Here is a 15945-nt window from a genome sequence, read left to right as displayed (position 1 = left end):
TCGCAGCTCCCCATTTGTTCGTATACTTAACCTTTCAAATGAACCTTAAGCACACCGTTCTGATTGGATGTAACATCACCTGTAGTGACCTCCACCCGATCAACCATGTCCTGACCATCCGGAATAATGATTGGCGTAATGAGCGGATATCCCGCAGCTTCAATCACTTTACGGTCGAATTCAAGCAATGTTTGCCCGGCTCTTACCTTCTCTCCAGTTTCAACATGCATGTTAAAACCTTCGCCTTTGAGCGATACCGTATTAATCCCGACGTGAATCAGAATCTGCACACCACTCGCGTGCTCAAGAATGACTGCATGTTTGCTCTTGATGACATGGGCAACCTGAGCATCAAACGGGGCAACGACCTGATTGCCAGAAGGTTCAATGGCAACCCCTTCACCCATTTGTTTCTCTGCAAACGCTGGATCAGGTACTTGTTCAAGCGGAACAGCTTTACCTGTTAATGGTGCCATGATTTCCAGTGTATTCACAGGCTCATCCGCCACCTGAGCAGCACTGCGTGTGCGTGGCTCTGCAACTGCATTTGTTGTAGTTGTGCTAGAAGCGGATTTCGCTGAAGGTGTTTGACCACCAGCTACAGTAGCTTGATCTGCGTTGCGGTCTTCTTTTCTCAACTTCGCTCTTCCAAAAAGAACAGTCAGTACGAACGGAACAACCAGTACAATCGCCATACCGATGAAGAATACTCCCCATTTGTTCGGGAAAATGGACAGGAATCCAGGTACGCCACCTACACCGATAGAGGTGGCCTGAACATTATTCATCGTAAGCAGTACACCGCCGATCGCAGAACCGACCATACCGAAAATAAACGGATAACGATAACGGATATTCACCCCGAAGATCGCCGGCTCGGTTACCCCGAGGAAGGCTGAAACGGACGAAGTTGCCGCAAGTCCTCTCATTTTCTTCTCACGAAGCACGAGCATCATGGCAAGTGCGGCTGAACCTTGCGCGATATTGGACAGTGCCAGCATTGGCCACAGGAACGTTCCGCCCTGGCTACCAATCAGCTGTACGTCTACCGCCAGGAACGTATGGTGCATTCCTGTAATAACGAGCAATGCGTACAGTCCACCATAGATCAGACCGCCCAGAGCCGCGTATGAATCGTAAATATAGATCAAGCCGGATGTAATTCCATTCGCAATGGCAAATGTAACCGGACCAATGATCGTAAATGCCAGGAAACCGGTAATCAATAAGGTGACAGGTGCAACTACAAGCAGTTTGATCGAATCATGCACCCTTTTGTTCAAGAAGATCTCCAGCTTGGCAAGCAGATAGGCTGATACCAATACCGGCAGAACCTGCCCCTGATAACCGATCTTCTCAATATGCCAGCCGAACAGATTCCACGTAGGCACGGTGCCTTCGTTGACTGCATTGGCGTAGCCATAAGCACTCAGTAGGTCGGGATGAACCAGGATCAGACCAAGTACAATCCCGAGCAACGGACTGCCGCCGAACCTTGTTACAGCGGACCAACCAATTAACGCAGGCAGGAAGGTAAAGGCTGTGCTCGCGATGGTATTAATAATAGATGCGAGATCCTTCCATGCTGGATATACATCCACCAGTGATTTTCCATCAAAGAATATGCCTGGCCCTGTCAGAATGTTATTAATACCGAGCAAGAGACCGGCTGTGATGATGGCTGGCAGGATCGGGATGAAGATGTCAGATAGCGTTTTGATCGCACGCTGAATCGGGTTTTGCTTTTTACCCGCAACAGCCTTCACGTCATCCTTGGAAGCACGTTCGCCCCCGGTAATCTGAATCATTTCATCATACACTTTATCCACAAGCCCAGGTCCAATGACTACCTGAAATTGTCCTTGAGAGGAGAACTGGCCTTTGACCAGATCGTTCTGTTCCAGACTTTCCGTATCTACTTTACTTTCGTCGTACAGGGCAAAACGGAGGCGTGTGACACAATGCGTTGCAGCTTCGATATTTTCTTTGCCGCCGACCGCGCGTACGATCTCCTCAACCTGTTTTTTATCAATTGCCATATTGTCACTTCCCATTTATATAATGTGAATTAGTCCTGTTGCGGTACAAGCCACATATAGGATGAATACGGGCTCAGGGAGATTTCTTGCTCGAGTGCAGGCGATACCTCCGTATTGCCAATCAGCAGCTCTGCTGATTTACCCGCAATGTGGTCATTCCAGACGGCTTCAGAGAAAGCAAATTTTACGTCCCGCTTGCTGAAGTTCGATACCACAAGCAGCGTTTCGCTTCCATTGGTCCGCGCGTATGCGAATACATCCGGATGTGCATCGTCCAAACGTTCATACAGACCGTCGGTCAGCACACCAACCTGTTTGCGAAGAGCAATCAGCTTGCGATAGTGATAATAGATCGAATTCGGGTCAGCCATCTGCTGAGCCACATGAATCGACGGATATCGTTCATCCACTTTGATCCACGGTGTACCCGTTGTAAATCCGGCATTCTCGCTTCCATCCCATTGCATCGGTGTCCGGGAATTGTCTCGGGAACGCTCTTTCACAATTTGGAATGCTTCCTCCGCGGATTTGCCCCGTTCTTCCTGAAGCAGTCGATACATATTAGTCGATTCAATATCACGGAACTCGCTAACGTCGTTCCAGACTGGATTCGGCATCCCGATCTCTTCGCCTTGGTATACGTAAGGTGTTCCCTGCATGCCATGAATGGTCGTAGCGAGCATTTTGGCACTCTCAGCACGATAATCGCCATCATCTGCGAAACGAGACAACGCCCGCGGTTGATCATGGTTATTCAGGAACAACGCATTCCATCCGCCACCTGCCTGCATACCTGTCTGCCACTCACTAAATAACTGTTTCATCGCTTCAAAATCGTAAGGCATCAGTTCCCACTTCTGTCCATTCGGATAATCCACTTTCAGATGGTGGAAGTTAAACGTCATCGAGAATTCCCGGGAAGCAGGGTTTGAATATTTGATGCAGTGCTCCAGCGTAGTCGAAGACATCTCCCCAACCGTTACCATATTATGTGGTCCAAACACCTCTTCATACATCTCTGTAATGTATTCATGCACACGTGGTCCATCGGTATAGAACTTACGTCCGTCGCCTGGGGAAACGCTACCATCATCGTCGGGGAAACGCTGGTCCTTGGAGATCAGATTGATGACGTCCATACGGAAACCATCCACACCCTTCTCCGCCCAGAACTTGATCATGTCCCGTACTGCCTTGCGTACTTGCTCGTTCTCCCAATTCAAATCAGCCTGTGTTTTGTCAAACAACGTTAGGAAATATTGTCCTGTCTGCTCATCATACTGCCAAGCAGGTCCGCCGAACTTGGATTGCCAGTTATTCGGCACACCGCCGTCCGGAGCAGGGTCCTTCCAAATATAATAATCGCGGTATGGGTTATCCTTGGAAGAACGCGATTGCTGGAACCACTCATGATCCGTAGAAGAGTGATTCACCACAATATCAATCATCAGCTTCATGTCACGTGCCTTCAGACCTTTAAGCAGTTCGTCAAAATCCTCCATCGTACCAAAATGAGGATTAATCCGATAATAGTCCGCTACGTCATAACCGTTATCATGCTGTGGAGAGACATATACGGGCTGCAGCCACACGATATCAATACCGAGATGTTGCAAGTAATCCAGCTTTTCGGTCAATCCCCGAATGTCTCCGGTGCCCGATCCAGTTGTATCGTTGAAACTCTTGGGATATACCTGATACACCGTGGAAGTTTTCCACCACGATGATGAAGTTGTGTTGGTTGAACTCATGTTAACGCCTCCAATAAATTGTATTGCTTATGTGGTTCTCTTGGCCTAACTCCATTTATATATTACATAACTAAACATGTATATACAAGTTGAAACTTCAATATGCTATCTTTTTCCTCTTCTACACATTCCCCATTAATGATTCCTCTGTAACAATTATTTTGCTGCATGCGTTCGAGAACTCCATGATATCTGTATCTGAAACGAAAAAACCGTCTGTTACCCCATGATTTCATGCGGGTAAACAGACGGTTCAAATTTAAAGATAGGATCAGTTAAAAGTTCATACGAAGCCCTTTCACTTCCTGTTTATTACAGCATGTCCGTCGAAACCATTCCTTTTCCCTGTTCCATTTTGTTCAACTTCACCGAGGATATCGACGCTTGTTCTTCTCTCTCCAGCTCTTCGGCACTGATCTCGCCAGACAGTACAGCCCGCATACGTTTTTGGTCCAGCAGCCCTTCCCACTTCGCCACGACAAATGCCGCAACACAGTTACCCATTAGATTCGTGAATACTCGCATGGTGTCCATGAAACGATCCGCACCGAGCAGTAAGGCAACAGCAGCTACCGGGAATGCATTCAGAGCCGCTGCTGTAGCAGACAAAGCAAGGAATGCGGAGCCAGGTACACCCGCCATTCCTTTGGAGCTAAGCATTAACACCAGTAAAATCGTAATCTCTTGTCCCAGTGTCAGATCAATGCCAACCGCCTGGGCCAGAAAAACGGTCGCCAGCGACAGGTAGATCGAGGCTCCGTCCAGATTGAAGGAGTACCCTGTTGGAACCACAAGGCCGACGACAGCACGATCACAGCCTGCTTTGGTCAGCTTGTCCATCATGCGAGGCATAACGACTTCCGAGGAGCCTGTACCAATCGCCAGCATCACTTCGGAACGTGTATATTTTACAAATTGCAAAAAGTTCAGTCCTGTAATCCACCAGGCAGCTAGTGCAAGCATCACCAGAAACAGTAACGCAGCTCCGTAACAGGCAATAATCAGCAAGCCGAAGGAGGACAGCGTGGATGCACCATATGCTCCAACAGTGTATGCCATGGCTCCGAATGCTCCAATCGGTGCCAGTTTCATAATGTACCCAATAATACGGAACAAGATACCCAGTACATTTTCAATTAGCGTCAGCACATTCTCCTTCGCCTTACTTTCCGTTGCTGCCAAGGCTACCCCGAACAAACAGGCAACGAGCAGCACTTGCAGCAATGCATTTTGTGCAAATGCATCTACAACACTTGTTGGAATAATATTCATGATAAAGTCGACGACATGCGGCAGTTCAGAGCCATTGGTTTTGGCTTCGATGCCACTTGCATCAAGGGTCGAGGGGTCCACGTTCATGCTTGCACCCGGACGAAGCAGGTTCGCTGTGCCGAGTCCAAGGACCAGCGCAACCGTCGTAGCGATTTCGAACCACAGAATGGCTTTAAACCCAATGCGTCCGACTGATTTCAGATCACCGATTTTGGCAATGCCTGTCACGATCACCATAAAGATTAATGGAGCAATGATCATTTTGATCAACTTGATGAAACCTGTTCCGAGCGGCTGCAGCAGACTGCCCAGATCAGGCCACAGAATGCCTACACCAATCCCGATGATAACCGCTACAATAATTTGAAAAAACAATGATTTCACAAATGACATGAACGCTCCCCCTGTTTTTCGGTCAATTCGGATTTCCGTTTGGTTTCCGTGTAATTTTTTATAACATTGCAGCTCGAACCTCAACAATGGGATTTCAAGATTTTTGTCATTCGGACCAACTGAGGCGTGCTAAATTGAACTTGGAACCGAAAAAAGACGAATATCACGTCAGTTATCTTGACGTGATATTCGTCTTTAGCTTTGTATTGCTTTTATGATTGAACAGTGATTAATAGAGCATTACAAGGTAAGAGATTGTCCCGGTGCCAGCACACGGCCTTCCAGACCTTTGGAAGCAAGCTGCTCCACAAACTTCTCGGCATCCTGACGAATCACCGGGAACGTATCATAATGTACTGGAATCGTCAGCTTGGCATTGAACCATTCAGCAGCCTGCAGAGCATCCTCCGGTCCCATGGTGAAATGTCCACCAATAGGCAATAGTGCAACGTCGATATCATGGCGGTCGCCAATCATTTTCATATCACCGAACAGACTAGTATCACCGGCATGCAAAATGGTTTTGCCACCAATGTTAATAATATATCCTGCAGGCAATCCTGCGTACATGATCCGTTGTTCCTCTTCCAGCACGATCCCGGATGTATGGAAAGCCTGAATCATTTTGGCTTGCGCAAAACCAAGATCCACCGTTCCACCCATGTTCATGCCAAGAGTGTCCAGACCTTTCCAGGACATATATGTAGCCAGTTCCACAATCGCAACCACCTTGGCATTGTTGGCTTTGGCGATCGGTTCAGCATCCAAAATGTGATCCATATGTGCATGTGTCAGTAAAACGGCATCGGTCTTGATGTCTTCCGGTTTGGTGACAGCAAGTTCATTGCCACGCAGGAAAGGATCAATGATTAACGACTTCTCTTCTGTGCCCAGTTGTACACTGGAGTGTCCGTGGTAAGTAATATTCAGCAACTTGGTATCCTCCTGACATATGCGTTCGTTAGTTTGATTTTCAACCTATATTATAATTCAAAACTCTTCGCCAAAGCAAAATAACGCCTCATCGCTGCATTCGATAAACCCGTGCTTCATAAGGCTGAAGAAGAATCTCGCCCTTATCGGTGGAATATCGTTTACTGACATTGCTGATGACCATCTTGGCATTCTCCTCGTTCCACCCTTCAGGCCATTGCATCTCAGGCTCATGTTGCCGGAAATTCAGAATAACCAGCATCTGCTCATCATCCAGCGTCCGGGTATAGGCATAAATATCGGGATCATCCGGCAAAAGCAGCTCATATGCCCCATAGATGAGTACTTTATGTTGTTTGCGAAGAGCGATTAGTTTACGGTAATAATGCAAAATGGACTGGGGATCACGTTCGGCATCCTCCACATTAATCTCAGGATAGTTCGCATTCACCTGAATCCATGGCTCACCATCGGTAAATCCGGCATGTTTCGTATCATCCCACTGCATCGGTGTACGTGCATTATCACGACTCTTGCGCCAGATCGCTTGCATGACTTCATGTTTCGCTCGCCCCTGACCAATATGCTGCCGATAATAATTCATCGTTTCAATATCACGATAATCCTCAATATCAGGAAAAGCAACATTGGTCATGCCAATCTCTTCCCCTTGATAAATGTAGGGAGTACCTTCCAGGGTGAGCATCCACGTAGCCAGCATTTGGGCAGAGCGCACTCTGTACTTTCCATCATCACCGAAACGGGATACTGGGCGCGGCTGGTCATGATTGCCCATGTAATTGGCATTCCAGCCTCTGTTATGCAGTACGGTTTGCCAGCGGCTCATTATTTCTTTCAACTCGGGCAGCCTCCATTCCCGATAGTTCCATTTGCCGATTCCGGATGATTGAGCATCCACAAACATATGCTCAAACTGGAACACCATATTGAGCTCATTCCGATCTGTCCCAACATAGGCCAGCGCTTGTTCCGGTCCAAGCCCGGAAGTCTCCCCAACAGTCATTGGACCATAAGGCTTCAGGATCATGTCGTTAAGTTTGTTCAGAATCGAATGTACTTGCTCGAGGTTGGAAAAAAGCTGGTACGCAGGAACGACCGGCAGATTATCCGGATTATGTGCGCTGGGTAACCCCTCTGCCTTGGCGATATGGGCCACCGCATCGAAACGGAAACCATCCACACCTTTTTGCAACCACCAATGCACCATCTCATACATCTCTTCTGCCATCTGTGGATTGTTCCAATTCAGGTCAGGCTGGTGTTCAGTATAGAGATGCAAATAATATTCATTCGTCTCCGGATCATGCTTCCACACAGAACCCCCAAAGTAGGACTCCCAGTTGTTTGGAACCTGACCATTTTTACCTGAACGCCAAATATAATAATCCCGTTTCGGGTTCACTTTCGATGAACGTGACTCGGCAAACCACGCATGTTCATCCGACGTATGATTCAGTACCAGATCCATCATGATCTTGAGACCACGCTTGTGCGCTTCCGCCAGCAAACGGTCGAAATCCTCCATCGTGCCGTACTTACGTAAAATGGAGTAATAATCACGGATATCGTATCCGTTATCATGACTAGGTGAATCGTAAATAGGACAGATCCAGATTACATCCACGCCCAGATCAGTCAAATAATCGAGCTTATCATATATCCCCTGCAAGTCACCCTGACCGTCCCCATCGGAATCTTTGAAGCTGTTGGGGTAGATCTGGTACACCACACTCTCTTTCCACCAAACGATATAGACCACCTCGCTTTCTTTACTCTTTACTATATAACCCGTTAGTATGTTTTATCCGAAATGCTCTTCTTATAAACAGAAAAGATCCATGAACACAAAAAGACCCGATCTTTGACCGCTATTCGCAGTTTATTTTCGAGTCTTTCTCTGTGAATATATGAATAAGGTAAACCCTATGTATCCAATCCAGGCACCCAACGTATTCAAAATAATGTCATCGACATCAAACGAACCAACACGGGTAATCAATTGCGTAATCTCAACAGCTAACAAAAGCATTACAACAATACCTGTAAATAGTAAAAACTTTCGGCACATGCGGAATAACCATGGTATCCATATTCCAAGCGGTATGAATAAAACAATGTTTCCGAACAGATTCTTCACCCAGGCTTCCGTATGGTATCTGTTCTTTTCAAAAAGTAAGGGCTTAATTGTCTCTAATGGTACCAGATTATATTGATAATTCACGCCAGGCATCCTCCCGCTGACAAATAGCAAGTTGCCCATAATCAACGTGTACAGTACTGCCATGCAGGCAACGATAGCAAGCATCCACCTGGAGTGGAGCCACGAACGTTCGTTCATTGTCTGAATTCCTCCGACTTTTTTTCCCGCAGAGCGGTAGGTCTATTTTAAAGGGATACAGATCTTCATGTCCAGCTGCTCAGGCGTGGACTTCCGTATATCTGTCACCTCAAAATCCTGTCCTTCCCTTCGTTCATAGTTAGACTTCGGCCCAGTCTGCCTCATCCTTTATACCACATCGTTACCTAAACAGAACCTAAACTACAGCAGTGAAAATTTAGCTGGTTTTTATCCATTTGGTTAGCTTCTATTTAACTTGGGCAACTAGAATTTTAAATAAGCCAGTAATCAAAATATGCTCCTCGTCACCGAAGCTTCTTGTTGGATTTCTGGATCATTCGAAGAATTAACACAAGAGATAATAGAATTTACGGGAAGGAGGACGCATGGTCCTAACCATTTAAAAGCGCGCGTCGAAGGTGGGGTGAAATGAAAGGGCTGGACGTTCGCATCCTCGGTATGAAACTCCGCAAAATTGTCGGCACTGTTACCAAAGGCTTTGCGGGACTATATCTTGACTTAATCGAAGTTAAAATCATAAGAAAAATGAGCAAATAAAAAAATATTATTGGATAATGGGAGTGTTTAACATGTCAATTAATAGGGACAAGCTTCAAGAAACTTTGGACCCTGCCCTTCGGGTTCGTCCCCGCGTAGGATGGGGTGTTCTCACATATTTCCTATACAGCGCAGTCTTCTACGCGATCTTCTTGCTCAACGGCATTGATTACACGCGAGTGGGTGAGAGTGAGCGGACCCTTCTTCTCTGGTACATAGCACCGCTGTCCGGCGGTGCCGTGCTGACCATCACAATGGTCACGATCTACGGATGGTGGCGTCCTAGCCTGGTTGAAAGGCAGCGTCTTTCTCGATCGACAATGACTCTCCCGATCATCATGATGGTCATCGCGATCGTGAACATGCTAATCGGTGATTTCACCCGTGTCACCCCCCTCATGTGGCTGTATCTCATTTTCGGCAGTATCATGGTCGGCTTCAATGAGGAGATGATCAATCGAGGTCAGTTAATGGTTGCTCTGCGCAGCCGATTCGGGGAAACCGGGGTCTGGCTGCTCTCAACAGCGATGTTCGCAGTCTTCCACCTGCCGAACATGTTTTTGGGCATCGGAGCGGGTGCCCTATTCCAGGTAATGATCGCTTTTGGCCTCGGTTCGATCTTCTACCTCGCTCGGCGGTCTACCGGATCACTCGTGGCCTCCATATTCCTGCACGGGTTCTGGGACTTGAGCGTCTTCTCAGCGAATGGCGCATCGGCGTTACCCATCGCTGGTTTATTAGCTCCGTTGTTGGTGATCGCTGCAGTGATCACAGTTCCGATCATCCTTCGTCGTGAAAGGCGGCGTGATAGCAAACAAAGTGTGTCCCGACCAATCGGCTGATTCATACAAAAATCCCCTTGTGCAACAAGGAGTGATCTCTGACAAAGGTTTATGAACCCAACAGAGATCCACCTAGTGTACAAGGGGATTTAATTGTTAAACAATAATTATTTAACCTTTCCAGTGTCCGGAAACCGGATGAATGCCCCAGATATCAGTCGCATATTCACTAATAGTGCGATCACTGGAGAAAATGCCGGATTGAGCGGTATTTAGCACCGCCTTACGTGTCCAGCCCGCTACATCGCGGTATGCCAAATCAATGGCAGCATGCGCATCGGCGTAGGCAGCAAAGTCACGCAATACAAAGTACTCGTCACCATGGGCCAGCAAGGAATCATAGATATCCCAGAATTCACCATCACGCTCACAGAACGTTCCCGGATGTACCAGCTGCTCCACTACCTCCCTAATTCGTTCATCCTGCTGTACAATCTCATTTGGCCGATAACTGCCGGAGCGGTAATATTCAAGCACCTCGTCTGCACTCAGACCAAAGATAAACATATTGTCTTGACCAACCTGCTCTGCCATCTCCACATTCGCGCCGTCCATAGTACCAATGGTCAACGCACCGTTCATCATAAACTTCATGTTCCCCGTACCGGAGGCTTCCTTGCCTGCGGTTGAAATCTGTTCGCTAACGTCCGCAGCAGGTATAATTTTCTCGGCAAGAGAGACCGAGTAGTTTTCCAGGAAAAATACCTGTAGACGATCTTTCACGGCCGCATCGCGATTGACCGTATCTGCCACTGTGTTAATCAATTTGATAATTTTCTTGGCAAAATAATAACTTGGCGCGGCCTTTGCTCCAAAAATGAACGTACGTGGCACGATATCAAACGAAGCATCGCTCTTGAGACGGTTATACAAATGCATAACATGCAGAATGTTCAGCAGCTGCCGTTTGTACCCATGCAGCCTTTTCACCTGTACATCAAAGATGGAATCCGGATTGACAGCCTTCCCGGTATGATCCAGGATGTACGCGGCCAGTCGCTCCTTATTATTACGTTTAATGGAATGGAACTGCTGCTGGAATGAAGCATCGTCTGCAACGCCTACCAGCTCATTCAGTCTGCCCGGCTCCCTAATCCACTCACTTCCAATCGTATCTGTGATCAGATTCGACAGCTTCGGATTGGCATGCATCAGCCAGCGGCGATGGGTAATGCCATTCGTTTTGTTATTGAAGCGCTCCGGATAGAGTGCATAGAACGGAGCCATTTCCCGTTCCTTCAATATTTCGGTATGCAATGCCGCAACACCGTTAACGCTATGACTGCCCACAATGGCCAGATGAGCCATCCGCACCTGATCGTTCGCAATAATCGCCAGATGCTGGATACGATCCTGGTCTCCGGGATAACGTTCAAGCAGCATGCCGCAGAAACGTTTGTTGATCTCTTCAATAATCATGTAAATGCGTGGCAGTAGCTTGCTGATCATGGCCACAGGCCATTTTTCAAGCGCCTCACTTAACGTTGTATGGTTGGTATACGATACGGTGCGGGTTGTAATATCCCACGCTTCATCCCATCCATATCCTTTGACATCGATCAGAATGCGCATCAGTTCGGGAATCACGAGTGTTGGATGAGTATCGTTAATATGGAACGCCACTTTATCCGGCAATCGATCATACGAAAGCTCAAGCTTGTTAAATGTACGCAAAGCACTCTGTACGCCTGCCGAACACATGAAATATTGCTGTTTCAGACGAAGCAGCTTGCCCTCGTATTGGGAATCATCCGGGTACAAGAACTCCGAGATCGATTCTACCGAACGGCTGTAATCCAGATATCCGTAATAGTTGGAAGGGGTATCGAGTGAAGTCTCCCGCTTGGGCTCCGCACTCCATAATCGCAAGGTGTTTACATGGGGCTGGCCATAACCAATCACAGGCACATCATAAGGAACAGCTACAACTGATTCGGCATCCTTCGTGACAAATTGGTAATGTCCATCCTGTTCATAGGCTTCCACACGGCCCCAGAACTGCACTTCCACCTTTTTGTCCGGACGGCGCACTTCCCATTCATTGCCCTTCTCGAGCCAATTATCGGGTAATTCGACCTGATTGCCGTTAATAATTTTTTGCTCAAACAAGCCATATTTATAACGGATTCCGCATCCATGTCCTGCATAGCCGAGGGAAGCCAGTGAATCCAGAAAACAGGCTGCGAGTCTTCCCAGACCTCCGTTGCCGAGCCCTGCATCCGCCTCCTGCTCTTCCACTTCTTCCAAAGAGAAGCCCAGTTCAGCCAGACTGTCTCGGACGAGTTCCAATTCATTCACATTTAACAGGTTGTTGCCGAGCAGACGTCCAATCAGGAATTCCAGCGAGAAGTAATAGACCTGTTTATCCTGGCGCTGCTTAAACCCCTGATTCGACGCCGCCCAATCTTGACCCGCGTATTCGCGAATCATACTTCCAAGTACGTGATAGACATCCTCTTGCGTTGCTTCTGCTAGTGGTTTGCCCAATTTGCTAACCAGATTGCGTCTAAAAATACTCTTGAACGTTTCCTTGTTGTCAAACAAAAGAAGGTTCCTCCCGGTGAAATCCTGTAGGGTGGTGGCGGTTCATACACTTAAGTGCTCATACATCCAGCAAAGTGGCCGTTCCGGTTACGAATCGTTCTTCCGATCGCTGTTGTCTCTCAAATTTCTTGATGAACTTTATAAAAGGTTGAAATTTGAAGACAAAGGCGAACGCTTACGCTTCTTCAGAATCGATTTCGTCACCTCCACTGCGTTAGCACGTATAACCGTAGCTTTAGCTGTGGCACCCAATGCTTCAAAGAAGCATGAACCTTAAATCCATCCTACAGGATTTTTATTTTATATATATTTATAGATGATATCGGTTAAGTGTTGGTATTAGATAATAGTACTCTTCGCCAAAATATACGGGTTCGACGGGTCGCCGATCAGCGTCTGGCCGCCGCTTAACTTTACATCTTTGTCGAGAATGACGTTCTCCAGAACGGCGCCTTCTCCGATGTAGCATTTTTGCATAATAATAGAACCTTTAATTTTGGCCCCCTTCGCCACATGCACCCCACGGAACAGGATGCTGTCTTCGACTTCTCCGCCCACAATGCAGCCGTTCGCAAGCAAGGAATGTTTCACCTCAGCAGTATCCAGGTATTTGGCAGGTGCCTCGTATTTAATCTTGGTTTGAACAGGCTGTTCCTTGAACAGCTGCTCATACAATCCGCTATTCAACAATTCCAGACTGTTGCGGTAATAGCTATCAATTGAATTGATCACGGCGTGATAGCCATCATAGGCATACGCCGCAATGTTCAAGCCATCCGGGTTTTTCTGAATTACATCACGGAAGAAATGGCTTTCGCCATGAGCGATGCAGCGCTGCACTTGGCGCAGGAACAGTTCTTTTTCCATAATGAAAATTTCTGTATATATATTCGGGTGATCGGCGCTTTGGTGAATGTCCACCACATTACCGTTCCCGTCATCTTCAACTTTGACACAGGCATCATGCTCAGGCAGCAGTTGATCCACTTTTTTGCAGACCAGCGTTACATCCGCGCCTTTGCTAATATGGTATCTGTACACGTCCTGCAGATCTGCTTTGGTTACATGCCGACTACCTGCGTGGACTACATATTGCCCTGAACCCCGGCGGAAGAAATCGAGATTATTGTGAAAATGCTGCAAATCCCCTTGTGACGTATCGGTTGGATCGTTCCAGTCCGGTGGTAAAATAAACATACCGCCATGCTTGCGATCCAGATCCCACGGCTTACCGTCTCCCAGATGATCCATGAGTGAACGGTACTTGCGACGCACAAATACACCGATACTCTCAATGCCAGCATTCATCATATTGGATAATACAAAATCAATCAGACGGTAACGCCCGGCATAAGGCACCGCGGCTCCGCAGCGAAAGTACGTCAATTCCTTCAATTCCTCAAGCTCATGGTCAAGGTTAATAACTCCGATCAATGGTTTCATCGCATGCACCGTCCTTTGGGGTTTAGATTAGGCTTTGCTTGTCATTCCCTCGAGAAGCTGTCGTTCCAGTTCTTCCTGATCGACCAGTAATATATCACTCTCATCCTCAGGGGCGGGCGACAGATGTACTCCATCCGGGATCACCAATCCTTCGGCAATAATAGCTTTGTGAATGTGTACATTTTGACCGATCTTCACTTTTGGCATGATCACTGAATCGGTTACGGAACTGTTCTCTCCCACCTCAATACCGTAGAACAACACCGAGTGTTTAACCTCACCATGTACCACACTGCCTTCACTAATGATGCAATTCCGCACCTTCGCCGATGGAGAAATATATTGCGCAGGCTGATTGGGATTCCGAGTAAAGATACGCCAATCCGGATCGTTCAGATTAAACGGCGTTTCTTCATCCAGCAGGTCCATATTGGATTCCCACAGACTGTGGATTGTACCGACGTCTTTCCAATACCCTTCAAACGGATAAGCGTATAGTGATTTTTCATTTTCAAGCAGCAAGGGAATGATATCTTTGCCAAAATCATAGGAGGTGGAGGCCTGCTGTTCGTCCTGGATCAGGAAGCGTTTCAGCACATCCCACTTGAAGAGATAGATACCCATGGAAGCAAGCGTGCTCTTGGGTTCAGGAGGTTTTTCTTCGAATTCATAGATGCGATAATCATCGTGGGTGTTGAGCAACCCGAACCGGCTAGCTTCTTCCAACGGAACGTCAATGACCGATATGGTGCAATCTGCATCCTTTTCTTTATGGTATTGAAGCATTTTCTCGTAATCCATTTTATAGATATGATCCCCTGACAAGATGAGCACATGCTCAGGATCGAATTGTTCGATAAAATTCAGGTTACGGTAGATAGCATCCGCCGTACCACGGTACCAGTTACTACCGTCTTCACGTTCATGAGGAGGAAGTACATATACCCCGCCATTTTTGCGGTCCAGATCCCAATCACTGCCAATGCCGATATAAGAGTGAAGCACCAGAGGTTCGTATTGGGTTAATACACCGACCGTGTCGATGCCAGAATTGGAGCAATTACTTAGAGGAAAATCAATGATGCGGTAGGTTCCGCCAAAATAAACAGCAGGCTTGGCCAGTGATTTGGTCAGTCCCTTTAATCTTTTGCCTTGCCCTCCAGCGAGCAGCATCGCTACAACTTCTTTTTTTGCCATCATTACAGCCTCCTCCATGTGCATTCGTTCTAAATCATTTCAGAGCCCATAATCCGATATGCTGTTGTGTGGACACTTTGGTCATGATTAGGAGCATGCTGTACAGACTGTGTTACTTAGAATTGCAGCCGAACGTTGTTCTTTGTAATGTCTGAAAGTAGATGATACGTGCAGAATTGCCTGTACTTGTTGTGTCGAGGTGATAGGTGGATGTAAAAATTAAGGTGTACCCCGTGAGAAATGCAATACACTACTCCTATATAACATTAAACACGAAACGGGCTGAGGAATCTTGCTGGAAAACTTCGACAAAAGTTTAAGTGGATATCACTCCTTCCTTTATGCCGCTGTTATTAAATATTGTATTCGCTGATGGGTCTGCAAAATCCTTTTGGAAAATTCATGGTAAAACTGTGACACTACTAGACCAATAAACCTATAAAATCAAAAAAGCAGGTCTTATGAATCAGTAAATGGCAATTTATTTGTAAATTTTTAGAGGAATATATTGAAATGTGTCGAATAGATTGATGTAGTATAGAAGTTATGATCAGAATTGCAAAAGCAATCTATCAGAAAATTATATACTAATAACTATAAATTATTTGGAGGTT

11 protein-coding genes are annotated in these 15945 nt (G+C 46.8%); 2 read left to right on the top strand and 9 right to left on the bottom strand.

Features of this window, described 5'->3' with window-relative positions; all coding sequences use genetic code 11:
- Nucleotides 1-26: 26 nt before the first annotated feature.
- From treP to HP548_RS19525, 6 genes are all read right to left on the bottom strand, one after another.
- The gene (treP, locus tag HP548_RS19550) at nucleotides 27-2039 is read right to left on the bottom strand and encodes a PTS system trehalose-specific EIIBC component (RefSeq protein ID WP_175382581.1); all 2013 of its coding nucleotides are present in this window, start codon (nucleotides 2037-2039) and stop codon (nucleotides 27-29) included.
- Between the two features lie 29 nt (nucleotides 2040-2068).
- Complete coding sequence (treC, locus tag HP548_RS19545; protein ID WP_099852777.1) at nucleotides 2069-3790, bottom strand: alpha,alpha-phosphotrehalase; 1722 nt, start codon at nucleotides 3788-3790, stop codon at nucleotides 2069-2071.
- Nucleotides 3791-4102: 312 nt separating this feature from the next.
- On the bottom strand, nucleotides 4103-5455 hold the full coding sequence (gene dctA / locus HP548_RS19540; RefSeq protein ID WP_175382580.1) for a C4-dicarboxylate transporter DctA: 1353 nt from the start codon (nucleotides 5453-5455) through the stop codon (nucleotides 4103-4105).
- 240 nt (nucleotides 5456-5695) lie between these two features.
- Entirely contained in the window at nucleotides 5696-6388 is a 693-nt protein-coding gene (locus HP548_RS19535) for a metal-dependent hydrolase (RefSeq protein WP_063563389.1), read from the bottom strand.
- A gap of 88 nt (nucleotides 6389-6476) precedes the next feature.
- Nucleotides 6477-8168: a glycoside hydrolase family 13 protein gene (locus HP548_RS19530; protein ID WP_099852780.1), complete on the bottom strand. Its 1692-nt coding sequence runs from the start codon at nucleotides 8166-8168 to the stop codon at nucleotides 6477-6479.
- Nucleotides 8169-8288: 120 nt separating this feature from the next.
- Nucleotides 8289-8747, bottom strand: a complete 459-nt coding sequence (locus HP548_RS19525; RefSeq protein WP_175382579.1) for a VanZ family protein — start codon at nucleotides 8745-8747, stop codon at nucleotides 8289-8291.
- A 429-nt stretch (nucleotides 8748-9176) separates the two neighbouring features.
- Here HP548_RS19525 and HP548_RS33755 point away from each other — a divergent pair, with 429 nt between their 5' ends.
- Together HP548_RS33755 and HP548_RS19520 are read left to right on the top strand one after the other, a co-directional pair.
- The gene (locus HP548_RS33755) at nucleotides 9177-9305 is read left to right on the top strand and encodes a hypothetical protein (RefSeq protein ID WP_257219271.1); all 129 of its coding nucleotides are present in this window, start codon (nucleotides 9177-9179) and stop codon (nucleotides 9303-9305) included.
- Nucleotides 9306-9337: 32 nt separating this feature from the next.
- Entirely contained in the window at nucleotides 9338-10147 is an 810-nt protein-coding gene (locus tag HP548_RS19520; RefSeq protein ID WP_099852782.1) for a CPBP family intramembrane glutamic endopeptidase, read from the top strand.
- A 111-nt stretch (nucleotides 10148-10258) separates the two neighbouring features.
- Here the strand turns inward: HP548_RS19520 and HP548_RS19515 are convergent, their stop codons facing one another.
- From HP548_RS19515 to HP548_RS19505, 3 genes are all read right to left on the bottom strand, one after another.
- Nucleotides 10259-12691: a glycogen/starch/alpha-glucan phosphorylase gene (locus tag HP548_RS19515; RefSeq protein ID WP_175382578.1), complete on the bottom strand. Its 2433-nt coding sequence runs from the start codon at nucleotides 12689-12691 to the stop codon at nucleotides 10259-10261.
- Nucleotides 12692-13030: 339 nt separating this feature from the next.
- Nucleotides 13031-14134: a glucose-1-phosphate adenylyltransferase subunit GlgD gene (glgD, locus tag HP548_RS19510; protein WP_024631848.1), complete on the bottom strand. Its 1104-nt coding sequence runs from the start codon at nucleotides 14132-14134 to the stop codon at nucleotides 13031-13033.
- Nucleotides 14135-14161: 27 nt separating this feature from the next.
- Nucleotides 14162-15331, bottom strand: coding sequence for a glucose-1-phosphate adenylyltransferase (locus HP548_RS19505; RefSeq protein WP_281364891.1), 1170 nt, complete (start codon nucleotides 15329-15331; stop codon nucleotides 14162-14164).
- Between the last annotated feature and the right edge of the window lie 614 nt (nucleotides 15332-15945).

It is taken from the genome of Paenibacillus taichungensis (assembly GCF_013359905.1).
In the GTDB taxonomy this organism is placed as follows: domain Bacteria; phylum Bacillota; class Bacilli; order Paenibacillales; family Paenibacillaceae; genus Paenibacillus; species Paenibacillus taichungensis.
Note: the sequence above shows the minus strand (reverse complement) of the source record. Positions and strands in the feature narration are given on the sequence as shown.

Coding starts and splice junctions, on each gene's coding strand:
- HP548_RS19525 (WP_175382579.1), bottom strand. CDS start 8,747: ATGAACGAACGTTCGTGGCTCCACTCCAGGTGGATGCTTGCTATCGTT.
- HP548_RS33755 (WP_257219271.1), top strand. CDS start 9,177: ATGAAAGGGCTGGACGTTCGCATCCTCGGTATGAAACTCCGCAAAATT.
- dctA (WP_175382580.1), bottom strand. CDS start 5,455: ATGTCATTTGTGAAATCATTGTTTTTTCAAATTATTGTAGCGGTTATC.
- HP548_RS19505 (WP_281364891.1), bottom strand. CDS start 15,331: ATGGCAAAAAAAGAAGTTGTAGCGATGCTGCTCGCTGGAGGGCAAGGC.
- HP548_RS19520 (WP_099852782.1), top strand. CDS start 9,338: ATGTCAATTAATAGGGACAAGCTTCAAGAAACTTTGGACCCTGCCCTT.
- treP (WP_175382581.1), bottom strand. CDS start 2,039: ATGGCAATTGATAAAAAACAGGTTGAGGAGATCGTACGCGCGGTCGGC.
- glgD (WP_024631848.1), bottom strand. CDS start 14,134: ATGAAACCATTGATCGGAGTTATTAACCTTGACCATGAGCTTGAGGAA.
- treC (WP_099852777.1), bottom strand. CDS start 3,790: ATGAGTTCAACCAACACAACTTCATCATCGTGGTGGAAAACTTCCACG.